Source organism: Chloroflexus sp. MS-CIW-1, from assembly GCF_030444705.1.
GTDB lineage: Bacteria > Chloroflexota > Chloroflexia > Chloroflexales > Chloroflexaceae > Chloroflexus.
Window position 1 is genome coordinate 28,942 of the sequence record NZ_JAUBWR010000001.1, and the last position, 24,275, is coordinate 53,216.

Here is a 24,275-nt window from a genome sequence, read left to right on the forward strand (position 1 = left end):
GAGCAGAAGAATGATCACCTCAATCTTTCACCATTCGCAACAAGCGGTGGAGGAGAGCGACGGTCGGTAATGTTGGTATCAGGGCCAGCAGGAGCGAGGGCAACATCACCACCCGCACATACACCTGCCAGTCACTATCTGGCGGCAACACCAAAAGCCAGAGCACAGCCTCGTAAATCAGGGTACCACATGCGACTGACAGCAACGACACCAGCGGGCGTTCAACGACAAATCGGCGAGCAACCAGGCCAACAACGAACACAGCTACTAGATGAGCAATCGTATGACTGCCGAACGGCATCGATCCCAGCAAATCCAACGCGATTCCACCGTAAAAGGCCCACCACAAACCACGCATTAACCCTCGAACCGGTTCCGCTGTTCCTGCCCCGACCAGTGCTCGCCCAATCGCCAGGACCAGCAGGAGAGGAATACAAAAGCCGGTGGGAGCAGTTAACAGGGTCACCTGGATCAGAGCAAGGAGCAGCAGAATGAGAACCAGCCCTAACTCGCGTGCCAGTCGTTCTTCTATCCGTCTTGACTGATTATTACCCACACGTAACGTACCTGATCCGGATCAACAAACGGTCGAATCTCGCCAATCTGGCGTTGCCCTTCCTGTCGTACCGCTTCGATCACGCCAATCGGTACCGCTTGCGGCATAGCAGCCAGATCAAGAGGTAGATTGAGCGCTCCGCTAATTCCAGCCGTTACAACATGGTCACCCTCGTGCATCGCCAGGCTGCGATCAATCAGCTCGACACGCAAACGTGAACCAAGCTGCCACTGCCCCTGCATCAAACCAAGTGGTGCCGAATCAGCTTGTAACAAACGCACACTGAGCTGACTGCTAATATCGGTGATCATTAGCACATCAGCAGTGCGCGGTCCCACTGCCTCGATTACGCCAATCAACGCTGGTGGCCCACCTGGCTGCTGCCCAATTACTGCCATCCCCACGCGCACTCCATCCTCGGCCCCGCGGGCAATGGTCAATACGCGACGGGCTGCATCAGGTGCGAGCACCATCACCTCAGCGCCGAGAATGTTCCACGGATACGAACGAGTAATCGCAAGCTGCTGGCGTAAGAAGCTATTCTCAACTCTGGCCTGTTCAAGCCGAAGCACTTCAGCAGCCAGACGAGCGTTCTCGGCTTCCAGTTCGGCGATTCTGGCCTGCATTGTCGTCACATCACGCGGAGTTGACCACCACGACACCAGATTGGCTCGTCGTTCCGTCAACCAAGAAGCCAGTGGTTGCACGACCTCGCGAAGGCGGAGGTGGGCTGGCGTAATAATGCCTTGTCGATCAAGTACCAACATCAGCACACCAACGAGCAATAACACCCCTGCCAGTGCAATCACGCGCCAGTATCCTCGATCACTGGCCGGCTCACGACGTAATTGTAACGGTCGTTCATCGAGAAAATCGCGCATGAGCTATCTCCGCACCCGACGAGAAGACTGGGCACGCATCAAAATATCCTGGTAGACACCGTTATCAAAGTGTTCAACCATTTTACCGGCGCCACGCGCCACACACGACAGCGGGTCTTGGGCGATATGCACCGGCATACGAGTCTCAGCGGCGATCCGCTTGTCAAGGCCGTGCAGTAACGAACCACCACCGGCCAGCATAATGCCGTGTTCCATGATGTCGGCAACCAGTTCAGGTGGTGTCTCTTCAAGCGCCGCTCGCACTTCGGCAACAATTGCATTCACCGGTCCGGCAATACCCTCACGGAGTTCAACCGAGCTAACTTCTATCGCCTTTGGTAAGCCGGTGAGAAGATCGCGGCCCCGCAACACAACTTTGATCTCTTCATCGAGGGGGTAAGCCGAACCGGCGGCAATCTTCGCTTTCTCGGCCATCCGCTCACCGATCAGCAAGTTGTATTCCCGACGCGCAAACTGAATAATCGCTTCGTCAATTTCATCACCGGCGATTCGGATCGAATGATTTATGACAATTCCACCCAGGGCAATGACGGCAATCTCTGTCGTACCACCACCGATGTCAACGATCATCGAACCAATCGGCTCCTCCACCGGCAGACCGGCGCCGATAGCCGCCGCCATTGGCTCCTCGACCACGTAGGCCTCACGCGCTTTCGCGTTCAAAGCAGCTTCACGTGCTGCGCGCTTTTCTACCTCTGTGACCCCCGACGGTACACCAACCACAACCCGCGGTCGCGGATCGACCAGCGGCAGTGCAGCATAGGCATGCGCCTTTTTAATAAAATAGGCCAGCATCTGCTCGACCACATCAAAATCGGCGATAACCCCATCTTTCAGTGGTCGCACTGCAACAATGTTGGCCGGTGTCTTGCCCACCATCGCCTTGGCTTCTGCCCCAACTGCATGCACCTTTTTTGTGCGTGTATCAATCGCGACGACCGATGGTTCACTGATGACGATCCCTTTACCACGCACGTGAACCAGGGTATTAGCCGTACCGAGATCAATACCCAGATCACGACTAAAGGCGCCAAAAATTGTATTAAAGGGGTTGAAACCCACGGCAACACTCCATGTCACTGTTATCTAGAGGAGGCCTGATACGCTTTAGGCCGAAAACGCTTCTTTATTCGATCCAATCCGATAAGCCGCCGGATTGGATCGCTATATTATAGCATACCGCTGAGCAATGCTCTCGCGACGTGTTGGATGTCAGAACGTTTCAGCGTCGTCAGCATTAGGTACATTCGATAACTGAACTGAACGGTGTAACGACGGAGCGACACCGAAGAACATCGCTGACAATGTCTCCCAACCCACAGCATCACCTGGGTGCGCGGGCCTCCGGCCCGCAGGTACGGTCAACGGCTTGCACCCATCGGCCAGCGCATCCCCCCGCTTGCGGGGGTTGAGGGGGAGCACCCGCCCCTACCTACAATACGCAGACGAACATAATCGGTGAGCCAACCGTCACCTGGGTGCGCGGGCCTCCGAACCGCAGGTGCGGTCAACGGCTTGCACCCATCGGCCAGCGCATCCCCCCCGCTTGCGGAGGGTTGAGGGGGAGCACCCGCCCCTACCTACAATGCGCAGACGAACATAATCGGTGAGCCAACCGTCACCTGGGTGCGCGGGCCTCCGAACCGCAGGTACGGTCAACGGCTTGCACCCATCGGCTAGCGCGTCACCTCCCGCTTGCGGGGGTTGAGGGGGAGCACCCGCCCCTACCTACAATGCGCAGACGGACATAATCGGTGAGCCAACCGTCACCTGGGTGCGCGGGCCTCCGAACCGCAGGTACGGTCAACGGCTGAAACCTAAGCCAGCCCACCCCCCCCGCTTGCGGAGGGTTGAGGGGGAGCACCCGCCCCTACCTACAATGCGCAGACAGACGTAATCGGTGAGCCAACCGTCACCTGGGTGCGCGGGCCTCCGGCCCGCAGGTACGGTCAACGGCTTGCACCCATCGGCTAGCGCGTCACCTCCCGCTTGCGGGGGTTGAGGGGGAGCACCCGCACCTCTCATTTGACTTTTCGGCAGCTTTGTGACACAATTGCTATGGTGCTTCGTTGCAAGCAGACGTGTTCGCTGTGAGCATTGCCGTAGGTCAGGTTCGCCCGTCGGATGAATAACATGCTGCATTATAACAGTACGCGGCATTGCTGCTATGGCTTCTGGCTCACGCTGAGCTAGAAGATTTTTGTTGTCGTGAATATCACAAGTTTTCCGCAACGACCGGTTTATCCTTTCTCGGCTATTGTTGGTCAAGAGCGTTTGAAACGCGCCCTCATTTTGAACGCGATCAATTCGCGAATTGGCGGCGTGCTGATACGTGGCGAGAAAGGAACAGCAAAATCAACCGCGGTACGGGCCTTAACCCGACTTTTACCGTCAATTACGGTCGTCGTCGATTGTCCCTACAGTTGCGATCCTGATGCCCCGGCAACACTGTGCGCCGATTGCCAGGCCCGGCTGGCACAGGGACCACTACCAACGATGGTACGCCCAATTCGGCTGGTTGAACTTCCGGTGTCAGCTTCAGAAGATCGGGTGGTCGGTTCGCTCGATCTCGAACACGCGATCACCGAAGGACAACGCCGCTTTGAACCCGGTCTCCTGGCTCAGGTCAATCGCGGTGTACTCTACGTGGATGAAGTGAACCTACTCGACGATCACCTGGTTGACCTCTTGCTCGACGCGGCTGCAATGGGGGTCAATACGGTTGAGCGTGAAGGTGTGAGTGTCTCCCATCCGGCCCGCTTTATCCTGGTCGGGACGATGAATCCCGAAGAAGGTGAGTTGCGACCACAACTCCTTGATCGCTTTGGTCTGGCCGTCGAGGTTGTCGGGCTAACCGATGTGAATGATCGGGTTGCTGTTATCGAGCGACGTATGGCCTACGAAGCCGATCCGGTTGGCTTCATCCAACAATGGCAGGCTGCTGAAGAGGCGTTGGCACAGCGTATTGCCCGCGCCCGTGCGCTGTTGCCTCAAGTACGGATTGATCGCACCGATATGGCTGTGGTTGCCAGTTTGTGCATCGAAATGGGGGTTGATGGCCACCGCGCCGATCTGACTATTCTCGAAACTGCCCGGACCCATGCGGCCTGGAGTGGTCGCCAAACGCTGACCGCTGAAGACATCCGCCTGGCCGCCGAGCTGGCGCTGCCGCACCGTATGCGCCGCCAACCGTTTGGTGAGGTGAAACTCGATGAACAGCGGTTGGCGAACATTCTAGATCGGTACGGGAAGCGTACTGAAGAAGTCAGTGTCTCCACTGAGATAAAAAAAAACCCTGACCTGACTGATGTCGGTGAAAGCAACGATGAGGGTGGGAACGAAAACAGTGGTGGGAGTGCAACCATACCGGTTGGCAGCAACGGTCTACCAGAGTCTTCAGCGCCGGTTAATGAACAGCAAACTGGCGGGAAAGAGTACCGTGCCGGTGAAATCTTCAAGCCGCGTCGTTTGGAAGCAACACCTGATCGTCTCCAGCGCCGCGCACCGGGCCGCCGTTCTCGCTCGCGCACAACTCGGAAGCAAGGGCGTTACATTACCAGCCGCCGTGCAGCCAGAGTTACTGATCTGGCCCTGGATGCAACCCTCCGTGAAGCGGCTATTTACCAGCGGAAACGTCGTACCGAGCTGATGCACTCAGAAGAGATGCCACATCGCCGTCGGCCAAAAATTGTTATTAAACGCAGCGATCTTCGCCAGAAAGTTCGTGTGCGGCGCACGCGAAATGCGGTTTGCTTCGTCGTCGATGCTAGCTGGAGTATGGCAGCCGAAGAACGGATGCAGGCAACGAAAGCGGCTGTGCTCTCCCTGCTCCGCGATGCGTATCAACGTCGCGATCAGGTTGGCCTGGTCAGTTTCCAGCGTGATTACGCCCGTGTGCTGTTACCCCTGACAAATAGTGTTGAGCTTGCCCAGCGTCGCTTACAATCGATGCCTACCGGAGGTAAAACTCCTCTCTCGCGGGGGATGTTGACCGCGTTTGAACTACTCGAACGGGCACGTCGACGCGATGCAGAAGTTGTACCGCTAATGGTGCTCTTAACGGATGGTCAGGCCAATGTCTCGATTTCCGATCTGCCCCCACAACAAGAGGCGTATCGGATCGCCGAGATGATCGCGGCCCATCAGATACACGCAATCGTTATCGATACCGAGCATCCGCACTTTGAACGCGGCCTGTCTCGTCGATTGGCCGAACATCTGCGCGGGGTGTACTATCGGTTAGAAGATCTGCACGACGACGGTCTGGTACGGGCCGTGCGACAGCAGATGCAATTATGATCTTCGTCGGTGTGTGTCAGGCATTGCGTTTGTCTGACACCAGCCATAACAAACCAACAGTATGCGAGGAGGAAGGTGGGAAATGACGGATCAGGTTCGTAACGAAGAGGTGAACGCGGATGAGTTGTCCGCTGCACCTCGTGCGGTAGCCAGTGTACCGGCGGCTGATGCAGCCGAGGTCACCACGGCTGCTCCGGAACAAACGACAGAGCAGGTCGCTGTTACCGAAGCGACTACTCCTTCGGCGGCAAGCGAGAGCACTGCCACCGATGCAGAAGCGACCGGTGCCAGCTTCACGCCGGTCAGTGATGACCAACCCCAAAAGCCACGACGGCTGAAGGACCTTCAGCCTGGCATGGAGCTGGAGGGGAAAGTGACATCGATTGCACTTTACGGAGTATTTGTCGATGTTGGCGTTGGTCGCGACGGTCTGGTGCATATTTCTGAAATGAGCGACCGTCGCATCGAGACCCCCTCAGACGTAGTTCAAATTGGTGATACGGTCAAGGTGTGGGTCAAGAGTATCGATCCTGAAGCACGTCGTATTAGCCTGACGATGCGCAATCCTGCGCGTGCTGAAACACCGCGCCGTGCGCGCCAGCCCCAGCCTCAACCCCAGCAGCCACGCCGTCAAGAGATTGACCGCGAAAAATTGGCTGCGTTGCGCGTCGGTGACTTGGTGGAAGGTGTGATTACCGGTTTTGCTCCTTTCGGTGCTTTTGCCGACATTGGGGTTGGGAAGGACGGCTTGATCCACGTGAGTGAGCTGGCCGAAGGTCGGGTCGAAAAGCCAGAAGATGCGGTAAAGATCGGTGAGCGCTACCAGTTCAAGATTCTGGAGATCGATGGCGAGGCCGCTCGCATCAGTCTGAGCCTGCGACGAGCATTACGCACCCAACGTATGCAGCAGCTCGAACCCGGTCAGATCCTCGAAGGTACGGTCAGTGGCATCGCTCCGTTTGGTGCATTCGTTGATATTGGGGTCGGGCGCGATGGCCTCGTCCATATCTCGGCACTTGCTCCACATCGCGTAGCGAAAGTGGAAGATGTGGTGAAAGTCGGTGACAAGGTGACCGTTAAGGTGCTTGGGATTGATCAACAGAGCAAGCGTATTAGCCTGACGATGCGACTTGAAGAAGAGCAACCTGCCGCGGAACCATCGCCATCTGAGACGACGGAGACACCTGCCGAGTCTCCAGCTCCACGCAGTAGTCGCAGCAACATAGAGCGCTTCGCTGCCGCAGTTCAGGCAGCACGTGAACGGAGTGAGCGTGGTGAGCGCAGTGAACGTGGTGAACGCAGCGAGCGCGGTGAGCGCAGTGAGCGCAGTGAACGTGGTGAACGCAGCGAGCGCCGCGAGCGTCGTGAACGCCGTGCAGCAAAAGCACAATCGACGTCCGATACCTACGTCATTGGCCAAGACGATAATGACGAGACATTTGAAGGCAATGCCACGATTGAAGACCTGCTGATGAAGTTCGGTGGTTCGAGCAGTCGTCGTGACCGCGACCGTGACCGAGATCGCCGCCGCCGCGATTACGAAGATGACGAAGATGAGATGGAGCGTCCAACGAACCGACGCCAACGCGATGTGATCCGCCGAACGCTTGAGCAAATCGGTCACGAAGAGTAGGGCTGGTGCTTCCTGATAGTCTGTCGGCATTGTCGGCAGGGTCCCTCGTCACACATCGCGATCCCTGCACCACTCCCTGCAAGAGCAGGCAGCATATTCTGGTGCATGACGTGGCATTGCGAACATAGCGGTACACCTTACCCCCTCTCCCGTAATCGAGAGGGGGTAAGGGAGGGGGTATGTTTGACATCAATCCGTCGTGATGAGTATAATGGCGTTAGTTTTTAGGTACAAATGCACAACACCTGAGGAGTAGATACAATGCCGAAGCGAACATGGCAACCAAAGCGCATTCCGCGCCGCCGCAAACACGGCTTTCGGGCGCGTATGGCAACCAAAGATGGTCGTGAAGTACTTCGTCGTCGGCGTCTGAAAGGGCGCTGGAAGTTGACCGTCAGCGATGAGCGGCGAGCTGTACGCCGCGGACACCGCTAAATCACTATGGAGCGGGTTATCAGCAACAGAGGTGTGCTGCACGTGACGGGCAACAGGCCATCTGTCAGTGATAACCCGTTTGCATTTCACGTATGCGACGTTCACACCGGTTGCGCCGCCCCGAACATTTTCGTCGAGTGCGTCGGGAAGGGCGTGTGCTCACATCACGCTGGCTCTTCCTTTCCGTTGCGCCAACTCGACGGCAAACCCTCCGCTGCGGGTTCGTCGTCGGTCGTCAGATCGGAGGTGCTGTACAACGCAACCGCGCCCGTCGCCGTATCCGTGAAGCCGTTCGCCTTCTTCTGCCCACATTATCACCAGGCTACGATCTTGTATTCACTGTGCGCACACCAGAGGTGATCGACGCACCATTTAGTCAGTTGCAAAACGATATTGTCTCACTGCTCCGGCAAGCCGGCCTCTTGCCGACACCGGTAGACGAAACACAAATATCGGCTTCACATACTTCAAATCCACAACACGAACGAGGATCACAATGAATATATGGTCGGCATTTGTTGGATTGCTTGAACAATTACTACTCTTCTTCTCGTCACTGACGGGAAACATGGCGCTGGGGATTGTGCTCTTCACTATTGCGGCCCGTCTCTTCATCTTACCGCTTACCCTCAGCTCACTCCGTTCGAGCCGTCGCATGCAAGAGGTGCAGCCGATTCTGAAGGAGATTCAGCGCAAGTACGGTAAAGACCCGCAACGGCTGCAAGAAGAGACTCTGCGGGTGTATCGCGAGCATAAAATTAATCCGGTTGGTGGATGTTTGCCCCTCTTACTGCAATTGCCGATCTTCTTCGGTGTGTACCAGGCGGTCTATCACCTGATGGTGCCTGAACAGCGGGTGAACCTGAGCGCGGCTGCTGCCGAGATGCTCAAAGACGAACGACTGGCCCAAATCCTGGCTGCGCCTTTCTTTGGTATGGATTTGGGTGTACCGGCGTTTGGCCCCAATGGATTTGCCGGTTTTGCTTACCTGATTTTGCCGGTTCTTTCAATTGTCTTGCAGTTAGTGCAGCAATTGATGGCAACTCCGCGAGTACAAGACCCCCAGCAAAAAGCCTTTACACAGGCAATGTTGATTATGCCGTTCGTGTTCGGTTATATCGCTTTTACCTTCCCTACCGGTGCGGTGTTGTACTGGGTGGTTAGCAGTGTGATAGGCGTTATTCAACAGTACTTTACTTCAGGGTGGGGATCACTTGCCAACTATCTGCGCTTCCTTCCCCCCGATAACCGTCCAACCCCGTCATTGACCCTTGCTCCATCGACTAGCGGTGATACAACCGAACCCCAGCTTGAAACTCCGAAAGTTGATTTCTGGTCGGTGATGCGACCGCTCATAGAAGCGCCGGTAGAAGGGAACGATTCCGCCAGCACTGAACAGCGTACTGTACGTCAACATCCCAATCCACGTCGCCGTCGTTAATCAGAAATTGCATTCTGTATGGCGGTCAAAGTGATCAAGAGGTGTCTATGAAGCGCATCGAGATCAGCGCACGCACCGTCGCCGAAGCTGTTGAGCTAGCGCTGGCCCAATTGGGCCGCGACCGTGACGAAGTGGCAATTGAGGTGCTGGATCCAGGCGAAAACGGTGATGAAGCATTGGTGCGCGTCACCGTCGTTGAAGATGAGGAAGAGACGCCGTCAATTGAAAGAGTCAGTGAAATTGCCCAGCATATTCTCGAAGATCTTCTCGAACGCATGGACATTCAGGCATACGTGACGGCAGTCATTTCGCACACGACTGGGCCACAAGGCGAACCTGAAGCGACCATTACTCTGCATGTCGAAGGCGCTGATGAAGAGGCAATGGGGTTGTTAATCGGGCGACGCGGCGAAACGCTCCGCTCATTGCAATTCTTGCTTAATCTCCTCGTCAGTCGCCGAATACAGAAATGGCCGCAACTGGTCGTCGATGTCGGCAATTATCGGCAACGTCGCCAGGAATCACTGGAGAGTCTCGCTCGTCGTATGGCCGAGCGGGTTCGGCAGACCGGGCGACCGATCATGCTTGAACCAATGGCAGCATATGAGCGACGCATTGTCCATCTCGCCCTGCGCAATGATAAGACAATCTATACCGAAAGTTCAGGTGAGGGCGAAAACCGAAAGATTGTGATCTATCCGGCCAAACATTCGTAAGAGTGCGCCTGAAATACTGATCACCTCGATTACTCGTTGACAGCCACCGACACCTCTGGACATGATCGCGGTCGCTCACCCACGATCAGCGCCAGGACGAGCTGATACACCCCACCCACCTCTAAGCCTCCCCCGCCAGGGGAGGCTTCTTCCATCGGCGGTTGCTATTCCATCGCCTGAAATCATCCGCTGCGCCGCCGTGACCACGAGTCTTCGGACATGCCCTTACAGACGATGAAGGGCTTCTCTCCAATTATCACTCGTTTTCCATCTGATTCACCATCGCTTGAGCTGCGTGCCGAAAATACGTCTCCATCACCGAACGCGCCGGTTCGGGCACGCCAGCCTCAACGAGGGCAGTAAGCATGTGTTCGAGCCACGCATCACGTTCACGCGGCCCAATTGAGAACGGCGCATGCCGCATACGCAAGCGCGGATGCCCACGTCGTTCGCTATAGGTACGTGGCCCCCCAAAGTACTGCATAAGGAAGAGCCGTTGGTGCTCTTTGCCTGGTTCGAGATCACGTGGAAAGAGATGACGTAACCGCGGATCGGCCTCAACGCGCGCATAAAAAATATCAACAATACGACGAAACGTCTCTTCGCCGCCAATCTGTTCGTAAATAGTTGGTTCGCTCATTGCCTGACCTTACCTGTTCGTTTGCACCACTTCTATGCTACCATGACAAAGAAGCTGTTGGCGAAACAGAAACAGAGGATGCTATGACACCCCTCTCCACTGTAACCATCACCTCTCGTCGTTTGCACCTGCGTGTGCTGGCAAGCGGTGGGCCACGCATCCTTGCCCTCCATCTAGACGAAGGTCCCAACCTGCTGGCCGAAACCCCAAACGCCCGTTGGGAAACGCCGTGGGGCGAATTTGCCTTGCTTGGCGGTCATCGCCTCTGGCACGCTCCCGAAGCCTTTCCGCGCAGCTACTGGCCTGATTTGGACGGTCCTGATGCCGAACAAATCGAACATGGCGTTATCCTACGCAGTGCTATTGATCCAGGCGGAATTGCTAAGAGTATCACAATCACGCTTGATCCCACCCATCCACGGGTCTATTTGCGCCACACACTCACCAACCATGGCCTCTGGCCGGTTGAACTGGCGCCATGGGCGATTACCCAACTCGCTCCTGGCGGACAGGCAATCGTACCGCTGCATAATGGTCAGCCATCGGCAAACCCGCTGCTTCCCAACCGCCAGATCGCGTTCTGGCCCTACACGCCCCTCCCCGACTCACGTCTTTCCTTCGGCAACGATTATATCCTGATCGACACGTCACAGATAGGACCACCAGCCAAAATAGGCACACATAGTGCTGCCGGTTGGCTGGCTTACCTCCATCAAGAGACGATGTTTATAAAACAGGCAGTCTATCATCCGCACGGTCGCTATCCTGATCGGAACTGCAACCTTGAAGTGTACTACGACCGTGGCTGCACCGAGCTTGAGACCCTGGCACCACTTTACCAGCTTGAACCAGGGGCAACCGTGATCCACGATGAAATCTGGCAAGTGCTGCCCTGGTCAACAAAGATAGATCAGCATGATCTATTCAAAGCTCTCACCAAAGTAGCCGCAGAGTTGGTATAATATCAGCGTACATCACATCAAGCAACAGGATATAATTTTTGCCATCCGTGATCTGGCTGACGTGATAGAACACCGGCAATCGTGACTGCTACACGGCAGGTGTGCCAGGTAGGATCGGGCTATATTTTGCGTTTGTTGCAAATCATACCATGAACCATGCTGGAAAGCAGCTTCACAGCAGATGAAAGAGCTGTTATTATATTGCAGGAGCCTATTTGAATTCAGGGCGTGAACAAAGACAAAAACGGGTGTTACCTATCATCAATATGGCTTCACACCGCGAACTTGAATTGGTGCATATGAGAAAAATTTGTTGACACTTGCGGATATTCGTGCTACTATTGCGTTACAGGCCAAAATCAACGGAACGCAGGAGGTTTTGGCTTTTAAGCAAAAACTTCAGGTGGTAGTCGATTATAGACCTCTGGTGCCGCCCTGGCGGCAATCGATGACAGCCGAGCAGTAGCTCCTGGAAAGGCCCTGATGCGCACTCTAATCTTTACCGGAAAAGGCGGCGTTGGCAAAACAAGCGTCGCAGCAGCAACAGCCCTCCGGGCTGCGGATCGTGGCTTAAAGACATTGGTCATGAGCACCGATCCGGCCCACTCTCTGGCCGACTCACTCGATCTCGAAGGGCCTCTTGGCCCTGAACCAGTCCGTATTACCAACAATCTCGATGCGCTTGAAGTGAGCATTTATCACGACATCGAGAGCAACTGGGGTATCGTGCGTGAGCATTTCGCACAGTTAATGGCCGAGCAGGGCGTGCAGGGCATCCTGGCCGACGAAATGAGCGTCCTGCCCGGAATGGAAGAGGCCTTCCCCCTCATTCGGATTAAGAAGCACAAAGAGCGCGGCGATTACGATTTGCTCGTTATCGATTGTGCTCCCACCGGCGAAACGCTGCGCCTACTGTCAGCGCCCGAGACGTTCAAATGGGCAATCAATATGCTACGTGGCGCTGAGCGCTACGTGATCAAGCCGTTGATTCGTCCGATGAGCAAGATCACCCCTGGCCTCAACAAGATGGTTGCGCCACCCGAAGTGTACGACGCGGTTGATGAGATGTTCCGGCAGATGGAAGGGGTGACGGCAACCCTGGCTAATCCACGCGAGACGTCGATCCGGCTGGTAATGAACCCGGAAAAGATGGTGATTAAAGAGAGCCAGCGTGCGTTGACCTATCTATCAATGTACGGTATGACCGTAGACATGGTCGTTGTCAACAAGATTTTGCCGCTCGACCAAGACAGCGGCTATTTGAACCACTGGCGTGACATTCAGCAGCGTTATTTGCAAGATGTTGAACACTCGTTTGTGCCATTACCTATCCGACGGGTACCGTATTATCCCGAAGAGGTGGTCGGATTGGAAAAGCTACGCCAGATGGGTGATGACATCTACGGTGATATGGATCCAACGGCTGTGCTCTACGACCGGGCGCCGCTGGAAATCAGCAAAGTAGGTGATAAATATTACCGCGTGAAGATTCGATTGCCCTTTGCCGATGTGTCACAGCTCGATCTGTATCAGAACGGTGATGAATTGGTGGTGCAGATCGGTGACTTTCGGCGGGTGATTACACTGCCGACCAGTCTGGCCGGCCTTGAAGCCGGTCAGGCAGAGATGGAGGGCGAATGGTTAAGCGTGCCCTTCATGGCGCCACAGATGGCGCAACGTTGAGGCAGTCTGACGTGTGGGGTTCCTCGGAGGCTTGCCTCCGATGACCTAAATAATGAGGTTCGTTTGATTAAGGAGGTGTGTGCATGGCGACGAGAGGCTGGTTCTCGGAGTCGTCGGCCCAAGTGGCGCAAATCGGCGACATTATGTTCCAGGGCCACTGGCAATGGGTCTCGAATGCGCTACAGGCCACCGCAGCCGCGGTTGACAACATCAACCGCAATGCTTACCCGGGCGTATCCCGGAGTGGCTCGGGCGAGGGAGCGTTCAGCAGCTCGAGCAACGGCTTCCGTCCGAAGCGCATCCGCTCGCGCTTCAACCGCTAGGTTGGTGGGCAGGCGTGAAGCGTGCATACCGCCGCTTCACGCCGATCCCGTTGGAGCGTTATGATTAACCTGCTTTACTACAGTCATACAACCGTACCGGCTCATCTTGACGAGATAACGCGCCTTGACGTGCTCGATCCCGGCGAGCAAGTACTGGTCGCGGTTGATGGTGTGCTTCTCGACCAGCAGGGACAGCGGCTCAGTGGGCCGACGTTGCACGATTATTGTCTGATTACCGATCTGCGTGTCATTCTATGGGCACGTGACTACGGACGACACCTGTGCTACGCCTTTCCATTGCATGAGCTGTCATTTATCGATGGGCGCGGGATTGATCCGATCCACGGCGAAGTGACACTCGGTTTCAGTGCCCCTGATGCTGAAGAACAGGTCTTTACGCTGACCTTGGTTCCTCAAGCTTATGTACCGGCGTTGATGATTTTGTTACGCACTGCCACCGAAACAGCTCGTGCAGCGTTGGCTGCCGGAATTGATGCTCGTCAGGCAGCCCCCGATGTATTGACAGCCCTCGGCGCTGTCATTTATGGTTCGGAAGATGCACTTCGCCCTGATGAGACACCGTACCGCTGGCCTGGTGGTGCCTCGCGGAATCCGGCAACGCCGAATGCACCATTTATTGTTGATCCGGCCAGCCTGCCACCAAATCAAATTTTTACTGCCGGTCGTCTGGCCCGCTCGGCATGGGATACGTTACGTCGCACCCTTCGCGAAGCCGATTTACCCTTTGATTTAAGCCCGGCAAGTATTCGAGAATTGACAGAAGCTATTCGTGCTGTTAATGATTTAGTTCAGACTGTCGCAAATAATCCTGCTGCTCAACAGATTGCACTGGCGTTTTTGAATCGTCAGGGTGCACCACAACCAACGTCGTCGGCTTCAGCCGATTCACCACCATCACCACCTGAACCAGAACCGACACCCCATCACTATCACGAGATTCCGTTGCGTCGGCGTTCGCCAGCAACTCGTGAAGCACCGGCAACGCAATCAACTTCGTCAACCACAGCAATGAACGTTTCTGATCGGCGTGACATCCCACTCCGCCGCCGGACTGCTCCGGTGCAACGTACACCACTGGCAGCGTTGAGTGGATCGGGAGACGCCAATCAAGATCGTACGACGTAAGTATTGGTATCACCGGCGGCTGCAACCGCCCAAGGAGCAGGTATGAGCCCATTTCTCGGTGTCAATGTTAGTATGGCAAGCGTCGAAGAGATGAAGCAGCGTGGATTGCTCGAAGAGGGCGAAATCCTGCTAGCACTGTTCGACGGTACACTCCTTGATGAACAACGGCGTCGTATCGGCGGCCTTGCCCTCGCCGATTTTGTTGCCTTGACAGATCGGCGATTGATCTTGTGGGCACGTGGCTTTTTTAACGATACCGTTGATGGCTTTCCATGGAGCGATGTGGATGTAGTACGCGCCGAGACCTGGGATCCCTGGCACGGGCGCGTGAGTCTTGCCCTACGAATACCGGCAACACCGCCGCGCAAACGTCGAGTTGCACTCGGTGAAGTGCAGGATGCCGGTCAACCAGAACGAGTGATTGTTAATACGCTTGATTACATGCCGGTCGAAGACGTTGACGTGCTGGCAAAGATGGTGGCCTGGGTTGGCGATCAGGTGCTGGCAGGCCTCAGTGGTGAAGAGTTGGTAAAAGCATTTGAAGCAGAATTTCCCGCCGTTGAGCGTAAGCCGTTACCACCGTTTTTCCTTTCCAGCGAGCCGGCTCCGCCGCCTCCACCTGAACCTGAACCCGCACAGCCTAAGAAAAAGCGGTGGTGGAAGTTTGGTTCAAAAGCTGAGGAAGAAGAGACAAAACCGGTTTCGCCCGGTAATCTGATTGCAGCCTACGAGCGTCAGCGCGGTGCTCCTGCATCGGCTTCTCCTGCACCGACAGCGTCGGTTGGCCCATTGCCCACCCTCCCTGAACAGCCCAATATGTATGAAGTTAGCCGATCGCTGCGCTTGATGCTTGAAGTACCGCGTGGCCTGGCTCGTGGCATGCGGCGCGCTAGCGAGATTCTGAGCGGGGCTACTGAACTGCTCAATAATATGCAAGACCCCCGCGTGCGACGTAATGCAATGCGTGGCCTGTACTACGCTGCTGCCCGCCAGGAAGCTGAAGGTGGACCGCTGGCCCCCGTTGGTCCGGTTGTACGGGCAGCAGTACGCTTCGCTGAGCCAACCGAACAACAGCCAGCCCAGGAACCAACCCAGCGCCGTATCGCAGTACGAGCAGCCGTGCGTCAATCGGCATCGGCACCCGCACCTGGCGCCGAACCATCGGCGCCGCAACCATCGGCGCCTGAAACTCCGCCTGCTCCTAACGATGCACAACCGGTACGACGTGCGATTAGCATTCGTCGGGCAGAGCCACCGGCCGCTGAAAATGGAACGTCAACACCGGTACGTCGGATCGTGGTGAGTCGGGCCGACCGTCCGACCGCAGTGAGTGGCAGTGGTGCGACGTCCGAATCGCACAATGGTACGACCACCGATTCGGTCGATTCGTAAATGGGGTTGGGGGGAAAAGCGATATTGCAGGCACATGAGGGAATATGACGCGCGTCATTATCTACTCCGGTAAAGGTGGTACTGGTAAGACAACACTCTCGGCGGCAACGGCAGTAATGCTTGCCAGCGCCGGTCGCCGAACGTTGGTGTTGTCAAGTGATCCGGCCCACTCTCTGGCCGATGTAATGGGGATTGCGATCAGCCGTGATCGACCGACACCGCTCGCACCTCATCTTTACGGCCTTGAGGTAGATACTATTTATGAGTGGCGTCAAAACCTGGGCGGCTTCCAACAGTTTGTCACTGCAACCTACTCTGCGCGTGGGATCGAACGGTCAACAGCCGCTGAGCTGGCCAATCAACCAGGACTCGATGAAATCCTGGCCTTGCAGCGGGTTATGGACGAAGCCCAGAGCGGGCGCTGGGATGCTATCGTACTCGACACGGCACCAACTGGGAATACGTTACGTCTGCTGGCATACCCCGAAATGATTATCGGCGGTGAGGCAGGAAAGCGCCTCTTCCGGGTGTACCGGGGGATCGCTAATGTAGCGCGGCCTTTCCGCCGTGATTTGCCCGATGATCGCTTCTTTGAAGAGGTCGGGAAGCTGCTCGAACGGATGGAGCAACTGGCCAATTTTCTGGTTAGTTCAGATGTATCGGTGCGGTTAGTGCTCAATCCAGAACGTTTGCCGCTGCTTGAGACACGACGGGCGTATACCTTTCTCAGTCTATATGGCCTGCAATTAGATGCAGTGCTGGTAAATAAGATTTTACCTCATCGTACCGATCTTGGTCCGTATTTTGACTATTGGGTGAACCTCCAGCAACAATATCTGGCTGAGATTGAAGCCAGCTTTGCGCCCACACCAATCTTCCGTACCGTACTGCAAGGTGGTGAACCGATTGGAGTCGAGGCATTGCTGCATATCGGACGTCTGACCTTCGGTGAAGTTGATCCCGGCGCATTGCTGTACGATGAGCGCCCCATTTGGCTCGAACAATGGAGTGATGATGGTGAACCAGGTCAATATGATCTCTGTCTACGCTTGCCGTTCCTTGACCCCGGCGAGACAATCGAGGTAAGCCATATTGGCCCAGATTTGACGATTACCGTTGGCCGACTCGAACGCACCATTGCCTTACCGCGCGTATTGTACGATTGCACGCTTGGTGACCATCGGTATGAAGATGGTATCCTACGTCTGGCCTTTTACGAGGTACCGGTTGAACGCACGACCAGTAAACAACAAGTCGAAGCGGCATGATCGCTATTTCGTTGGAACGATCCCGTTGACTATACCGGCTGCTTCTAGCACCGGTTGCGAGCACTCTCCATGCGCACACTGATCTTTACTGCTCATCATCAACTCCAACAAAGCGCGGCAGCGCTGGCGACGGCATGTCATGCTGCGCGACGCGGCTATCGCACCCTGCTAGCCTCGAGCGGGCCAGGACATCTGATCGGCCATCTGCTTCATCAGAGCCTTGGTTCACGCCCACTCGAACTAGAACCAAATCTGGCAGCAATGGAGATTCATCCTCACGAAGAAGTAGCACGCCGCTGGGAGCAGGTGCGACCTTCGTTGCGCAGTGGGTTGGTTTCCCGCTTGCGCGATCTTGGCTCTGATGAGTTGCCCGCTTTCCCGGGTATTGATGCGGTGGCGGCAATGCTAGTCGCCGAGCGCGCCCGTCAATCAGGCCGGTTTGATCTACTGATCCTCGATGGTCCGTCACCGGATTCCCTCCTGCGGGCCTTGACGCTACCTGATGTGTTGCGATGGGCAGTCCGTCTGATCTTCGGGCTTGATCGCGGACCGGGAAAATCGCGTGCTTCGCAAGAACAGGCAATGATTCCAGCCGCCATTCTGGCGCCAAGTGCTACTGCGCCCCTGCAAGAGCTGCGGATTGAGTTGGAAGCGCAACGCGCACGGCTTGAGACCGAGAGCGGTGCACGTGTACGCATGGTTGTCTTACCACCAGAACTCCGTCTGCCACCACTCCGCTCAGCATTGACTGCATTCGGTCTTTATGGACTTGCCAGCGATGAGGTGATCGTCAACGGAACGCCGGATCAGGTTGATGACGCGAGTCGCCACGAGTTCAGCCACGAGACGAGTCGCGCACGACCACTGCTGCGGATTGGTCAGATTGATACAACAGCAACTGACCGCGACGCATGGGCATTACGTGGTGCAGCACTCTACCGTGATGGTGACATCTTTATGAGTGAGCCACCGCGTCCACAAAGTAGTGATCGTGATATGCGGCTTCTTATTCCGTTCCTCGACGCCAAATCCCTCGATATTGCCGTTGCGAATGAAGAGGTCGTTGTTCAGCTTGGTCAGTTGCGGCGTCACGTACTGTTGCCTGGCCTGGTTGACGGTGGTCGACTGCGAGCCAGAGTTGAAGGAGAAGTGCTGCGGCTGTGGGTAGAATAGCGAAGGGGGCGCGTATGTCAGTGCTTGCCCAACCGATCCCGTTTGAGCGACCACCGGCGCGACCAATCGATGCGCCACCAACGGCAAAGTACGTTGCGTATGCCAACGAAGTAGCCACACGCCTTGCCGGTAAGCTCAGCACACGCGAGCGACGCCGTCTTGAAGGTGAACGAGCCTTGTTAGCACGTGCTCGCTTCATTGAGCTGAACGGTGTGGTGCATCATTATCAAGATGTTGGCCCCACCGATGGCGAACCGTTGGTATTGATCCACGGTTGGGATTGCTCATCGTTCTGGTGGCACCATGTCGTTGATCCGCTGGCCCAGGCTGGCTATCGTGTGATCAGCTACGATCTGAAAGGGCATGGCTTTTCTGACAGTGATCCGCGCCAGAATTATACAGTTGCCGGCTTTAGCACCGATCTGGAAATGCTGATCCGGAAGCTGAATCTCGGCTCAGTGCATCTAGCTGCCTTCTCGCTCGGCGCGTTCGTCGGTTTGCACGTCGCCGCCAATCATCCTGAACTGGTGCGCTCATTGCTCTTCTTTAACTTTAGTCTGTTACCGTACAACAAGCTGGCTTCGGCGTTCGTCCCCCGCCTGCTCGATACGGTGTTTAATCGGGTGTTACGTCCTATCGAACGCCGCAACCTGTGGTGGTTGCCCTTCATATACGCCCGACTGGTGATGGCACAGCATACGCCATCAGTTGGCGATATTCGACTTGGAACGCTTGGGCTTCGCTATTGCGATCCGGCGGCTGTCCGAGTGTCGGCCTCTGAATTGTCACGCCCAGAGATTCTGGCGGCTGTAGCCGAACAGGCCAAGATGATTCGCCAGCCCCTCCTCCTGGTGGCTGGGGCTAACGACCCGATTATGCGTCCGGCTGATGGACGAAAATTGGTTGCTCTCACGCCGAATGGCTCGTTTCTGGAAATACCAAAATGTGGTCACCTGATCTTGTTTGAACTACCAGAGCAGGTCATTCAGATCATGCGCCTCTTCTTGAAAGGTGTTCGCTAGGGAGGATCGTCTATGCAGTTGTTGCTTCGTTCCGGCGGTCAACAATTGATGATTGATATGGAGCGGGCTGATGACCGCCCCCTAACGGTTGGTCAGTATACCTACCGTCCGCGTCGGCTGGCCGGAAAGGTCCGACGCCTGGCAACCAAGATGTGGCCCGACATCCCTCCGACCGTCCTCGCCGAGCGCCTGACATTTGAAGCGGTTGATACTGTTCGGGACACAACCTGGGGTGATAGTGGTAGCTTTTCACCCCGTTCTGGGTCGGTGGTGATGCTTGGCCGCTGGGACGAAGATGGCAGCGTGGGTATTGCCCTGCACGAACTGGCACACGAGATGCACCTATACCACGGTGGCTACGATGATAGCGACGGTGTCGTGCGCGAAGCGGTGGCAATGCTGGCCGAGCGGGAAGCTGGTCTGCGTCGTAGCTTTGAACGAGAGCCATACCACTCTGCTTGCCAATTGATCGAACAACTCGAATCGTTGTCAGCCTTTAACCGTCTCTCTTTTCCTAAACGATGGGCAGAAGTGATCAGCGTGACATCAGTCGTTGGGCTGGTCGATCTGGTCAACTATTACCTTGACCGCAGTGAACGGCTTGGATTGGCACGCTGGCTTGACCGACTAACCAAAAATGTGGATGTGCGCGATCAACTGTTGGCCCGTCTGGCAACCACGTCGCTGCGCTATAGTCTGGAACTGCGCCGACATCTGATCAAAAAATTAGTGCGTTGTAAACCAGAAACACCGGTTGAGCAATTGATGTACGTTCTTGACTCAATTGCAACCCTTGATCGTCGTTATCCAAACGATGATCTAGAGCGGATCATTAATTTCTGCTTTGCACCGTATGTCCCCCAACGTCGTCGGCTCTTTGCCTTTGGCTCTTGATAGAGAGGAGCAGGTATGAATCGCTTTGATGAAAATGACACTGTTAGTTGGTTACCCGGTTTTGTACGTCGGTGGTTTGGGCTTACTGAAGAGGAGCCCCGCTACAGAAAAGCGGCTGGGCCGGGCTGGATGCCTATTTGGCTTCAGCGCTTCTTGGGCCTGACCTATGATGAACCGGTACGCTATGCCGATGAATCCACATCGACATCATCAGGACGGGCAACCTATACTCCACCACCACGCTCGTATACGCCTGGAAGTGCGTCGTTTACACCATCGTACACGCCATCGTACACGCCGCGCAACTACACTCCGCCTGCGTATCAGCCATCGGCTTCCGAAGAGTCAACACCATCAACGCCGTTACGACGGAGCCAGGCTGGTGATGAGCCGCTGACGGATGTCCAACCTATCGGCTATCTGCTGCGTGCGTATGCACGAGGCGCTCTCCCGCCACAGGGCCTGGAAGCCTTTACCCGTGAGGTACGTACCACAACCGAGAAGGTCTTTAACTTCTACGGCCACTGGATTCGTTTCCAGACCGAAGAATTGTTACGTATCGGTGGCGATCTGTGCAATGCCGTCATCAATGCCCTGCCCGGTGAATCGGCAAAGCCACAGAACACCACGATCCGTCGAATTAAAGTAGTTGCCGACAACGGGAATGGGAACAACAAATCGGCAGCTACAAACGAACCTGAACGCTCTGAAGACAAAGAGTGACCTATGCCTCGTCCGGTTGTTATTATGGGCGGGTGGCTATCGTCACCCGCTGATTACTTAGGAATGGCGCGGATTCTGGCCGCACCGCCGTACAATCGAATCGTGTACGTCGTCAACTTCAGTCGGCTAGACTGGCTGGCGTTACGCGATCCCAATTTCGGTCCAGCCCTCGATGCCCTGGCGGCTACGGTACAACTTGCATTACAAGAAACTGGTGCAGATAAAATTGATCTCATCGGGCATAGTGCCGGTGGGCGAATTGCCCGAGCGTACCTGGCCGATGAACCGTATCAGGGTGTTCGCTATGCCGGTCACAAGGTCGTGGCGAGTCTCACTACGCTCGGTACCGCTCATGCTACTTCGGAAATATGGGTCAAGCAATTTGCCGACTGGCTGGAAGCGCGGTATCCCGGTGCGGCCTTTCCGCATATCAAGTATCGCGCAGTTGCCGGTCGGAGCGTGCGTGGTCGCCGGTTCGGCTCACCAGAAGAGATGATTGCCTACCGTTCCTATGAGGTCTCATTTGGTGATGGAAATCTCATCGGCGATGGAATTGTTCCGACGGCGGCATGTTATCTGGCTGGAGCGGACAACTTGATTCTTGAGGGTGCCCGTCACGCACCGTACAACGCACCGTCAACCTGGTACGGTGCTCGTGATGTGGTACCACTCTGGTTCGACGCCTAGTGAGAGCACGTATGACTCGTCCACTGGTTATTATTGGCGGTTACCTGACCAGTCCTGATGATTACAAAACCTTGGCCCAGGTTCTTTCTCGGCCACCGTTCGATTTTCAAGTCTTCATCACCCCAATTGGACGATTGCGCTGGGCATTGACGCGCGATTGGGATTTTCGGCCAGTGTTGCGCATCTTGCGCGCCACCGTCGCTCAGGCGCTCCAAGAGACTGGAGCAAACAGCGTGACAATTCTGGCCCACAGTGTAGGTGGTACTGTAGCCCGAATGTATCTCGGCGATCATCCTTACAAAGGTGAGATATACGGAGGTCATCGCTTCGTGCATCACCTAATCATGCTTGGTACCCCACACCACAGCAAAGAATTCTGGACCCGGCAGACAGTAGGGTTTACGAATCAACACTATCCGGGAGCATATTACAACCATATCCGCTACACCTCTATTATCGGGCGTAGCATTCAGGCGAATCGCAACGGGCGCTGGATCGAACGAATGGCCTACAACAGTTATGTCATGATCGATGGGCCATCTGGTGCTCAAGCTTGGGGCGACGGTATTACTACCCTGACCTGTGCCGCATTACCCGGCGCTGAATATCTGGTTGTACCTGGCCTGTACCACTCATCGCTCCACGGACGACCGTGGTACGGTGATCCTGAAGGGTTAAAAAATTGGCAGCGCGTATTGGTCGGATCATCACCGGTTGTTGTTTGAAATATCGCTGATTTGTACTATAATACAAATTGCATGAAATCATCGAACTTTGAGCGATTCATACTGTACGCAATGGCAGCCGTGTCGGGAGTATCACTCGCGTGTTATACCGCAGTACTCTACTTATGTCGGCAGGAAGTCAACGATCATCAACCAGAACGTGCCGCACTTCGTACCCGGCTGGCCAACCTGGCCCATGCGCTCGATTGGTTGATGAACCTGATGGTTGCGCTAGTCGGGATTGGTCGCCTGTTCCGCGAAGAGCGGTTTGGGGGACAACACCAACCCCGCTGGCTGAAAATCTATTTTATGATTACCGGTCCACTGCCAACAATCGGTATGGTAGGTGCGATGATTACCGGTCATCGGTGGGGTCACACGATGAAGGACCATCCGTATCAGAAACGGTTACACCGCACCTTTGCCTGGCTCGGCTACATCAGTTGGTGGCTCAGCTTTATTCCGATCTTTTTCCAGCCGTTGCTAAATCGGCTGGCCATCAAGACAGAAGATTCGACTTCGGTTATCTCGTAGCAACCGAACATCTGCGCCTGAGGGGGATTGCATGACGACTGTACCATCGGTTGAGTCAATGATGCCGGACGCCGTAGCACTTGAACAACACGAGCTGTTTGCGGCAACTAACCGGGCCTACGACATGGTCTTTAAAGGAACGGTTGATTTCTTCGTGATCAAAGCGGCCAAGGATTTGGGGCTATTCGATCTCCTGGCCGCAGCGCCGCGTACTCTGTCCGATTTGGCAACTGTAACACAGACGGTACCACAGCGGCTGGAAAAGTTCCTTATCACGCTCGAACAGGTCGGCCTGGTGAAACGAGAAGGTGATCTGTGGCAACTGACTCCCTTCGCCGACCAATTCTTTGCCGATCCAGAACGTCATCGAAATATGACGATGGTACCGTTCGTTGATTACATTGCCGATCTGATTGAAAACTACTATCTACGGCTCGCCGATGTGGTACGGGGAAAAGTCGATTTCACCAGTATCGTTCCTCACCCACCACGCACCCGCGAAGATAGTCTGTTCTACGAGACGTTGCACCGCTCGAACATCCAGCTCTTCACCGAGCTGTTGGTTAAGCGAGCACGGCTTGCCGATGTGCAGACTCTGGTTGATGTTGGTGGGGGGATCGGCGATATTGCAGCAGCACTGTGCCAGGCCTTCCCTCAGCTCAAGGTGACCCTGATCAATCTGCCAAGCGCACTTGACCTGGTGCGTGAAAATGTTGCCGCCAAAGGACTAAGTGATCGGATTACACCGGTCGCAGTCGACATGTATCGTGAACCATACCCTCAGGGCGATGCCGTCCTCTTCTCGCGCATCCTCTATCCGATGAACGCTCAGTTCTGCGCGATGTTGCTGAAAAAGGCATACGATGCCCTGCCAAGCGGTGGTCGGGTGTTGATTCTAGACATGGTGATTAGCGATCCTGAACATCCCAACTACGACTATTTAACTCACTATCTCTGCGCGATCGGGATGAGCTTTTCGGTACTCGAATTCAAAGATCACCGCGTGTACCCCGATCTGCTGCATCAGATCGGATTTACCGATGTGACGCTTGATGAAGGGTATGATCACGTGTTGTATCAGGCGGTGAAGCCATAAGTGAGAGGCCATTGTCTTGTGACCG

Annotated in this window: 24 protein-coding genes; 20 read left to right on the top strand and 4 right to left on the bottom strand. The window is 55.4% G+C overall.

Features of this window, described 5'->3' with window-relative positions; all coding sequences use genetic code 11:
* Positions 1-19 precede the first annotated feature (19 nt).
* The 3 genes from QTO31_RS00120 to QTO31_RS00130 are packed head-to-tail and all read right to left on the bottom strand — an operon-like array spanning position 20 to position 2,520.
* Positions 20-556: a rod shape-determining protein MreD gene (locus QTO31_RS00120; RefSeq protein ID WP_301427706.1), complete on the bottom strand. Its 537-nt coding sequence runs from the start codon at positions 554-556 to the stop codon at positions 20-22.
* Positions 529-1,437 carry a rod shape-determining protein MreC gene (gene mreC, locus QTO31_RS00125; RefSeq protein WP_301427707.1) on the bottom strand — a complete coding sequence of 303 codons (909 nt, stop codon included), beginning with the start codon at positions 1,435-1,437 and terminating at the stop codon, positions 529-531. Before mreC ends, QTO31_RS00120 begins: the two co-directional genes overlap by 28 nt.
* A gap of 3 nt (positions 1,438-1,440) precedes the next feature.
* Complete coding sequence (locus QTO31_RS00130) at positions 1,441-2,520, bottom strand: rod shape-determining protein (protein WP_031457957.1); 1,080 nt, start codon at positions 2,518-2,520, stop codon at positions 1,441-1,443.
* 1,146 nt (positions 2,521-3,666) lie between these two features.
* Between QTO31_RS00130 and QTO31_RS00135 the strand changes: the two genes are divergently transcribed.
* From QTO31_RS00135 to jag, 6 genes are all read left to right on the top strand, one after another.
* Positions 3,667-5,757: a putative cobaltochelatase gene (locus QTO31_RS00135; protein WP_301427708.1), complete on the top strand. Its 2,091-nt coding sequence runs from the start codon at positions 3,667-3,669 to the stop codon at positions 5,755-5,757.
* Positions 5,758-5,839: 82 nt separating this feature from the next.
* Entirely contained in the window at positions 5,840-7,390 is a 1,551-nt protein-coding gene (locus QTO31_RS00140; protein ID WP_301427709.1) for a S1 RNA-binding domain-containing protein, read from the top strand.
* A 261-nt stretch (positions 7,391-7,651) separates the two neighbouring features.
* Entirely contained in the window at positions 7,652-7,825 is a 174-nt protein-coding gene (gene rpmH, locus QTO31_RS00145; protein WP_012256029.1) for a 50S ribosomal protein L34, read from the top strand.
* A 92-nt stretch (positions 7,826-7,917) separates the two neighbouring features.
* Positions 7,918-8,325, top strand: coding sequence for a ribonuclease P protein component (rnpA, locus tag QTO31_RS00150; RefSeq protein WP_301427710.1), 408 nt, complete (start codon positions 7,918-7,920; stop codon positions 8,323-8,325).
* The gene (locus tag QTO31_RS00155) at positions 8,322-9,266 is read left to right on the top strand and encodes a YidC/Oxa1 family membrane protein insertase (protein WP_301427711.1); all 945 of its coding nucleotides are present in this window, start codon (positions 8,322-8,324) and stop codon (positions 9,264-9,266) included. Before rnpA ends, QTO31_RS00155 begins: the two co-directional genes overlap by 4 nt.
* A 47-nt stretch (positions 9,267-9,313) precedes the next feature.
* Positions 9,314-9,982 carry an RNA-binding cell elongation regulator Jag/EloR gene (gene jag / locus QTO31_RS00160; protein WP_031458433.1) on the top strand — a complete coding sequence of 223 codons (669 nt, stop codon included), beginning with the start codon at positions 9,314-9,316 and terminating at the stop codon, positions 9,980-9,982.
* A 256-nt stretch (positions 9,983-10,238) separates the two neighbouring features.
* Here jag and QTO31_RS00165 read toward each other — a convergent pair whose 3' ends face one another.
* Complete coding sequence (locus QTO31_RS00165) at positions 10,239-10,622, bottom strand: globin (protein WP_301427712.1); 384 nt, start codon at positions 10,620-10,622, stop codon at positions 10,239-10,241.
* 83 nt (positions 10,623-10,705) lie between these two features.
* On the opposite strand from QTO31_RS00165, the gene QTO31_RS00170 reads away from it, so the two are divergent.
* The 14 genes from QTO31_RS00170 (at position 10,706) to bchU (ending at position 24,250) form a co-directional block, all read left to right on the top strand.
* Positions 10,706-11,584: a hypothetical protein gene (locus QTO31_RS00170; RefSeq protein WP_031458435.1), complete on the top strand. Its 879-nt coding sequence runs from the start codon at positions 10,706-10,708 to the stop codon at positions 11,582-11,584.
* Between the two features lie 483 nt (positions 11,585-12,067).
* Complete coding sequence (locus tag QTO31_RS00175) at positions 12,068-13,267, top strand: ArsA family ATPase (protein ID WP_028459414.1); 1,200 nt, start codon at positions 12,068-12,070, stop codon at positions 13,265-13,267.
* Positions 13,268-13,350: 83 nt separating this feature from the next.
* Positions 13,351-13,590: a bacteriochlorophyll c-binding family protein gene (locus QTO31_RS00180; protein ID WP_028459413.1), complete on the top strand. Its 240-nt coding sequence runs from the start codon at positions 13,351-13,353 to the stop codon at positions 13,588-13,590.
* A gap of 60 nt (positions 13,591-13,650) precedes the next feature.
* Positions 13,651-14,736: a hypothetical protein gene (locus QTO31_RS00185; protein ID WP_301427713.1), complete on the top strand. Its 1,086-nt coding sequence runs from the start codon at positions 13,651-13,653 to the stop codon at positions 14,734-14,736.
* Positions 14,737-14,778: 42 nt separating this feature from the next.
* The gene (locus QTO31_RS00190) at positions 14,779-16,128 is read left to right on the top strand and encodes a hypothetical protein (protein ID WP_301427714.1); all 1,350 of its coding nucleotides are present in this window, start codon (positions 14,779-14,781) and stop codon (positions 16,126-16,128) included.
* Between the two features lie 44 nt (positions 16,129-16,172).
* Complete coding sequence (locus QTO31_RS00195; protein ID WP_031458438.1) at positions 16,173-17,396, top strand: ArsA family ATPase; 1,224 nt, start codon at positions 16,173-16,175, stop codon at positions 17,394-17,396.
* Positions 17,397-17,465: 69 nt separating this feature from the next.
* Positions 17,466-18,569 carry an ArsA family ATPase gene (locus QTO31_RS00200; protein WP_301427715.1) on the top strand — a complete coding sequence of 368 codons (1,104 nt, stop codon included), beginning with the start codon at positions 17,466-17,468 and terminating at the stop codon, positions 18,567-18,569.
* 14 nt (positions 18,570-18,583) lie between these two features.
* Positions 18,584-19,591: an alpha/beta fold hydrolase gene (locus QTO31_RS00205; protein ID WP_031458440.1), complete on the top strand. Its 1,008-nt coding sequence runs from the start codon at positions 18,584-18,586 to the stop codon at positions 19,589-19,591.
* Positions 19,592-19,603: 12 nt separating this feature from the next.
* Complete coding sequence (locus tag QTO31_RS00210; RefSeq protein WP_031458441.1) at positions 19,604-20,485, top strand: hypothetical protein; 882 nt, start codon at positions 19,604-19,606, stop codon at positions 20,483-20,485.
* Positions 20,486-20,500: 15 nt separating this feature from the next.
* Entirely contained in the window at positions 20,501-21,208 is a 708-nt protein-coding gene (locus QTO31_RS00215; protein ID WP_301427716.1) for a hypothetical protein, read from the top strand.
* 3 nt (positions 21,209-21,211) lie between these two features.
* On the top strand, positions 21,212-21,895 hold the full coding sequence (locus QTO31_RS00220; protein ID WP_301427717.1) for a lipase family alpha/beta hydrolase: 684 nt from the start codon (positions 21,212-21,214) through the stop codon (positions 21,893-21,895).
* A gap of 11 nt (positions 21,896-21,906) precedes the next feature.
* Positions 21,907-22,620 (top strand): esterase/lipase family protein, encoded by a 714-nt coding sequence (locus QTO31_RS00225; RefSeq protein WP_301427718.1) that lies wholly within the window; start codon positions 21,907-21,909, stop codon positions 22,618-22,620.
* Positions 22,621-22,653: 33 nt separating this feature from the next.
* Positions 22,654-23,154, top strand: a complete 501-nt coding sequence (locus QTO31_RS00230; RefSeq protein ID WP_301427719.1) for a hypothetical protein — start codon at positions 22,654-22,656, stop codon at positions 23,152-23,154.
* A gap of 31 nt (positions 23,155-23,185) precedes the next feature.
* Complete coding sequence (gene bchU, locus QTO31_RS00235; protein ID WP_301427720.1) at positions 23,186-24,250, top strand: bacteriochlorophyllide d C-20 methyltransferase BchU; 1,065 nt, start codon at positions 23,186-23,188, stop codon at positions 24,248-24,250.
* Positions 24,251-24,275: the final 25 nt, after the last annotated feature.

Coding starts and splice junctions, on each gene's coding strand:
- mreC (WP_301427707.1), bottom strand. CDS start 1,437: ATGCGCGATTTTCTCGATGAACGACCGTTACAATTACGTCGTGAGCCG.
- QTO31_RS00140 (WP_301427709.1), top strand. CDS start 5,840: ATGACGGATCAGGTTCGTAACGAAGAGGTGAACGCGGATGAGTTGTCC.
- rpmH (WP_012256029.1), top strand. CDS start 7,652: ATGCCGAAGCGAACATGGCAACCAAAGCGCATTCCGCGCCGCCGCAAA.
- rnpA (WP_301427710.1), top strand. CDS start 7,918: ATGCGACGTTCACACCGGTTGCGCCGCCCCGAACATTTTCGTCGAGTG.
- QTO31_RS00155 (WP_301427711.1), top strand. CDS start 8,322: ATGAATATATGGTCGGCATTTGTTGGATTGCTTGAACAATTACTACTC.
- jag (WP_031458433.1), top strand. CDS start 9,314: ATGAAGCGCATCGAGATCAGCGCACGCACCGTCGCCGAAGCTGTTGAG.
- QTO31_RS00165 (WP_301427712.1), bottom strand. CDS start 10,622: ATGAGCGAACCAACTATTTACGAACAGATTGGCGGCGAAGAGACGTTT.
- QTO31_RS00170 (WP_031458435.1), top strand. CDS start 10,706: ATGACACCCCTCTCCACTGTAACCATCACCTCTCGTCGTTTGCACCTG.
- QTO31_RS00175 (WP_028459414.1), top strand. CDS start 12,068: ATGCGCACTCTAATCTTTACCGGAAAAGGCGGCGTTGGCAAAACAAGC.
- QTO31_RS00180 (WP_028459413.1), top strand. CDS start 13,351: ATGGCGACGAGAGGCTGGTTCTCGGAGTCGTCGGCCCAAGTGGCGCAA.
- QTO31_RS00185 (WP_301427713.1), top strand. CDS start 13,651: ATGATTAACCTGCTTTACTACAGTCATACAACCGTACCGGCTCATCTT.
- QTO31_RS00190 (WP_301427714.1), top strand. CDS start 14,779: ATGAGCCCATTTCTCGGTGTCAATGTTAGTATGGCAAGCGTCGAAGAG.
- QTO31_RS00195 (WP_031458438.1), top strand. CDS start 16,173: ATGACGCGCGTCATTATCTACTCCGGTAAAGGTGGTACTGGTAAGACA.
- QTO31_RS00200 (WP_301427715.1), top strand. CDS start 17,466: ATGCGCACACTGATCTTTACTGCTCATCATCAACTCCAACAAAGCGCG.
- QTO31_RS00205 (WP_031458440.1), top strand. CDS start 18,584: ATGTCAGTGCTTGCCCAACCGATCCCGTTTGAGCGACCACCGGCGCGA.
- QTO31_RS00210 (WP_031458441.1), top strand. CDS start 19,604: ATGCAGTTGTTGCTTCGTTCCGGCGGTCAACAATTGATGATTGATATG.
- QTO31_RS00215 (WP_301427716.1), top strand. CDS start 20,501: ATGAATCGCTTTGATGAAAATGACACTGTTAGTTGGTTACCCGGTTTT.
- QTO31_RS00220 (WP_301427717.1), top strand. CDS start 21,212: ATGCCTCGTCCGGTTGTTATTATGGGCGGGTGGCTATCGTCACCCGCT.
- QTO31_RS00225 (WP_301427718.1), top strand. CDS start 21,907: ATGACTCGTCCACTGGTTATTATTGGCGGTTACCTGACCAGTCCTGAT.
- QTO31_RS00230 (WP_301427719.1), top strand. CDS start 22,654: ATGAAATCATCGAACTTTGAGCGATTCATACTGTACGCAATGGCAGCC.
- bchU (WP_301427720.1), top strand. CDS start 23,186: ATGACGACTGTACCATCGGTTGAGTCAATGATGCCGGACGCCGTAGCA.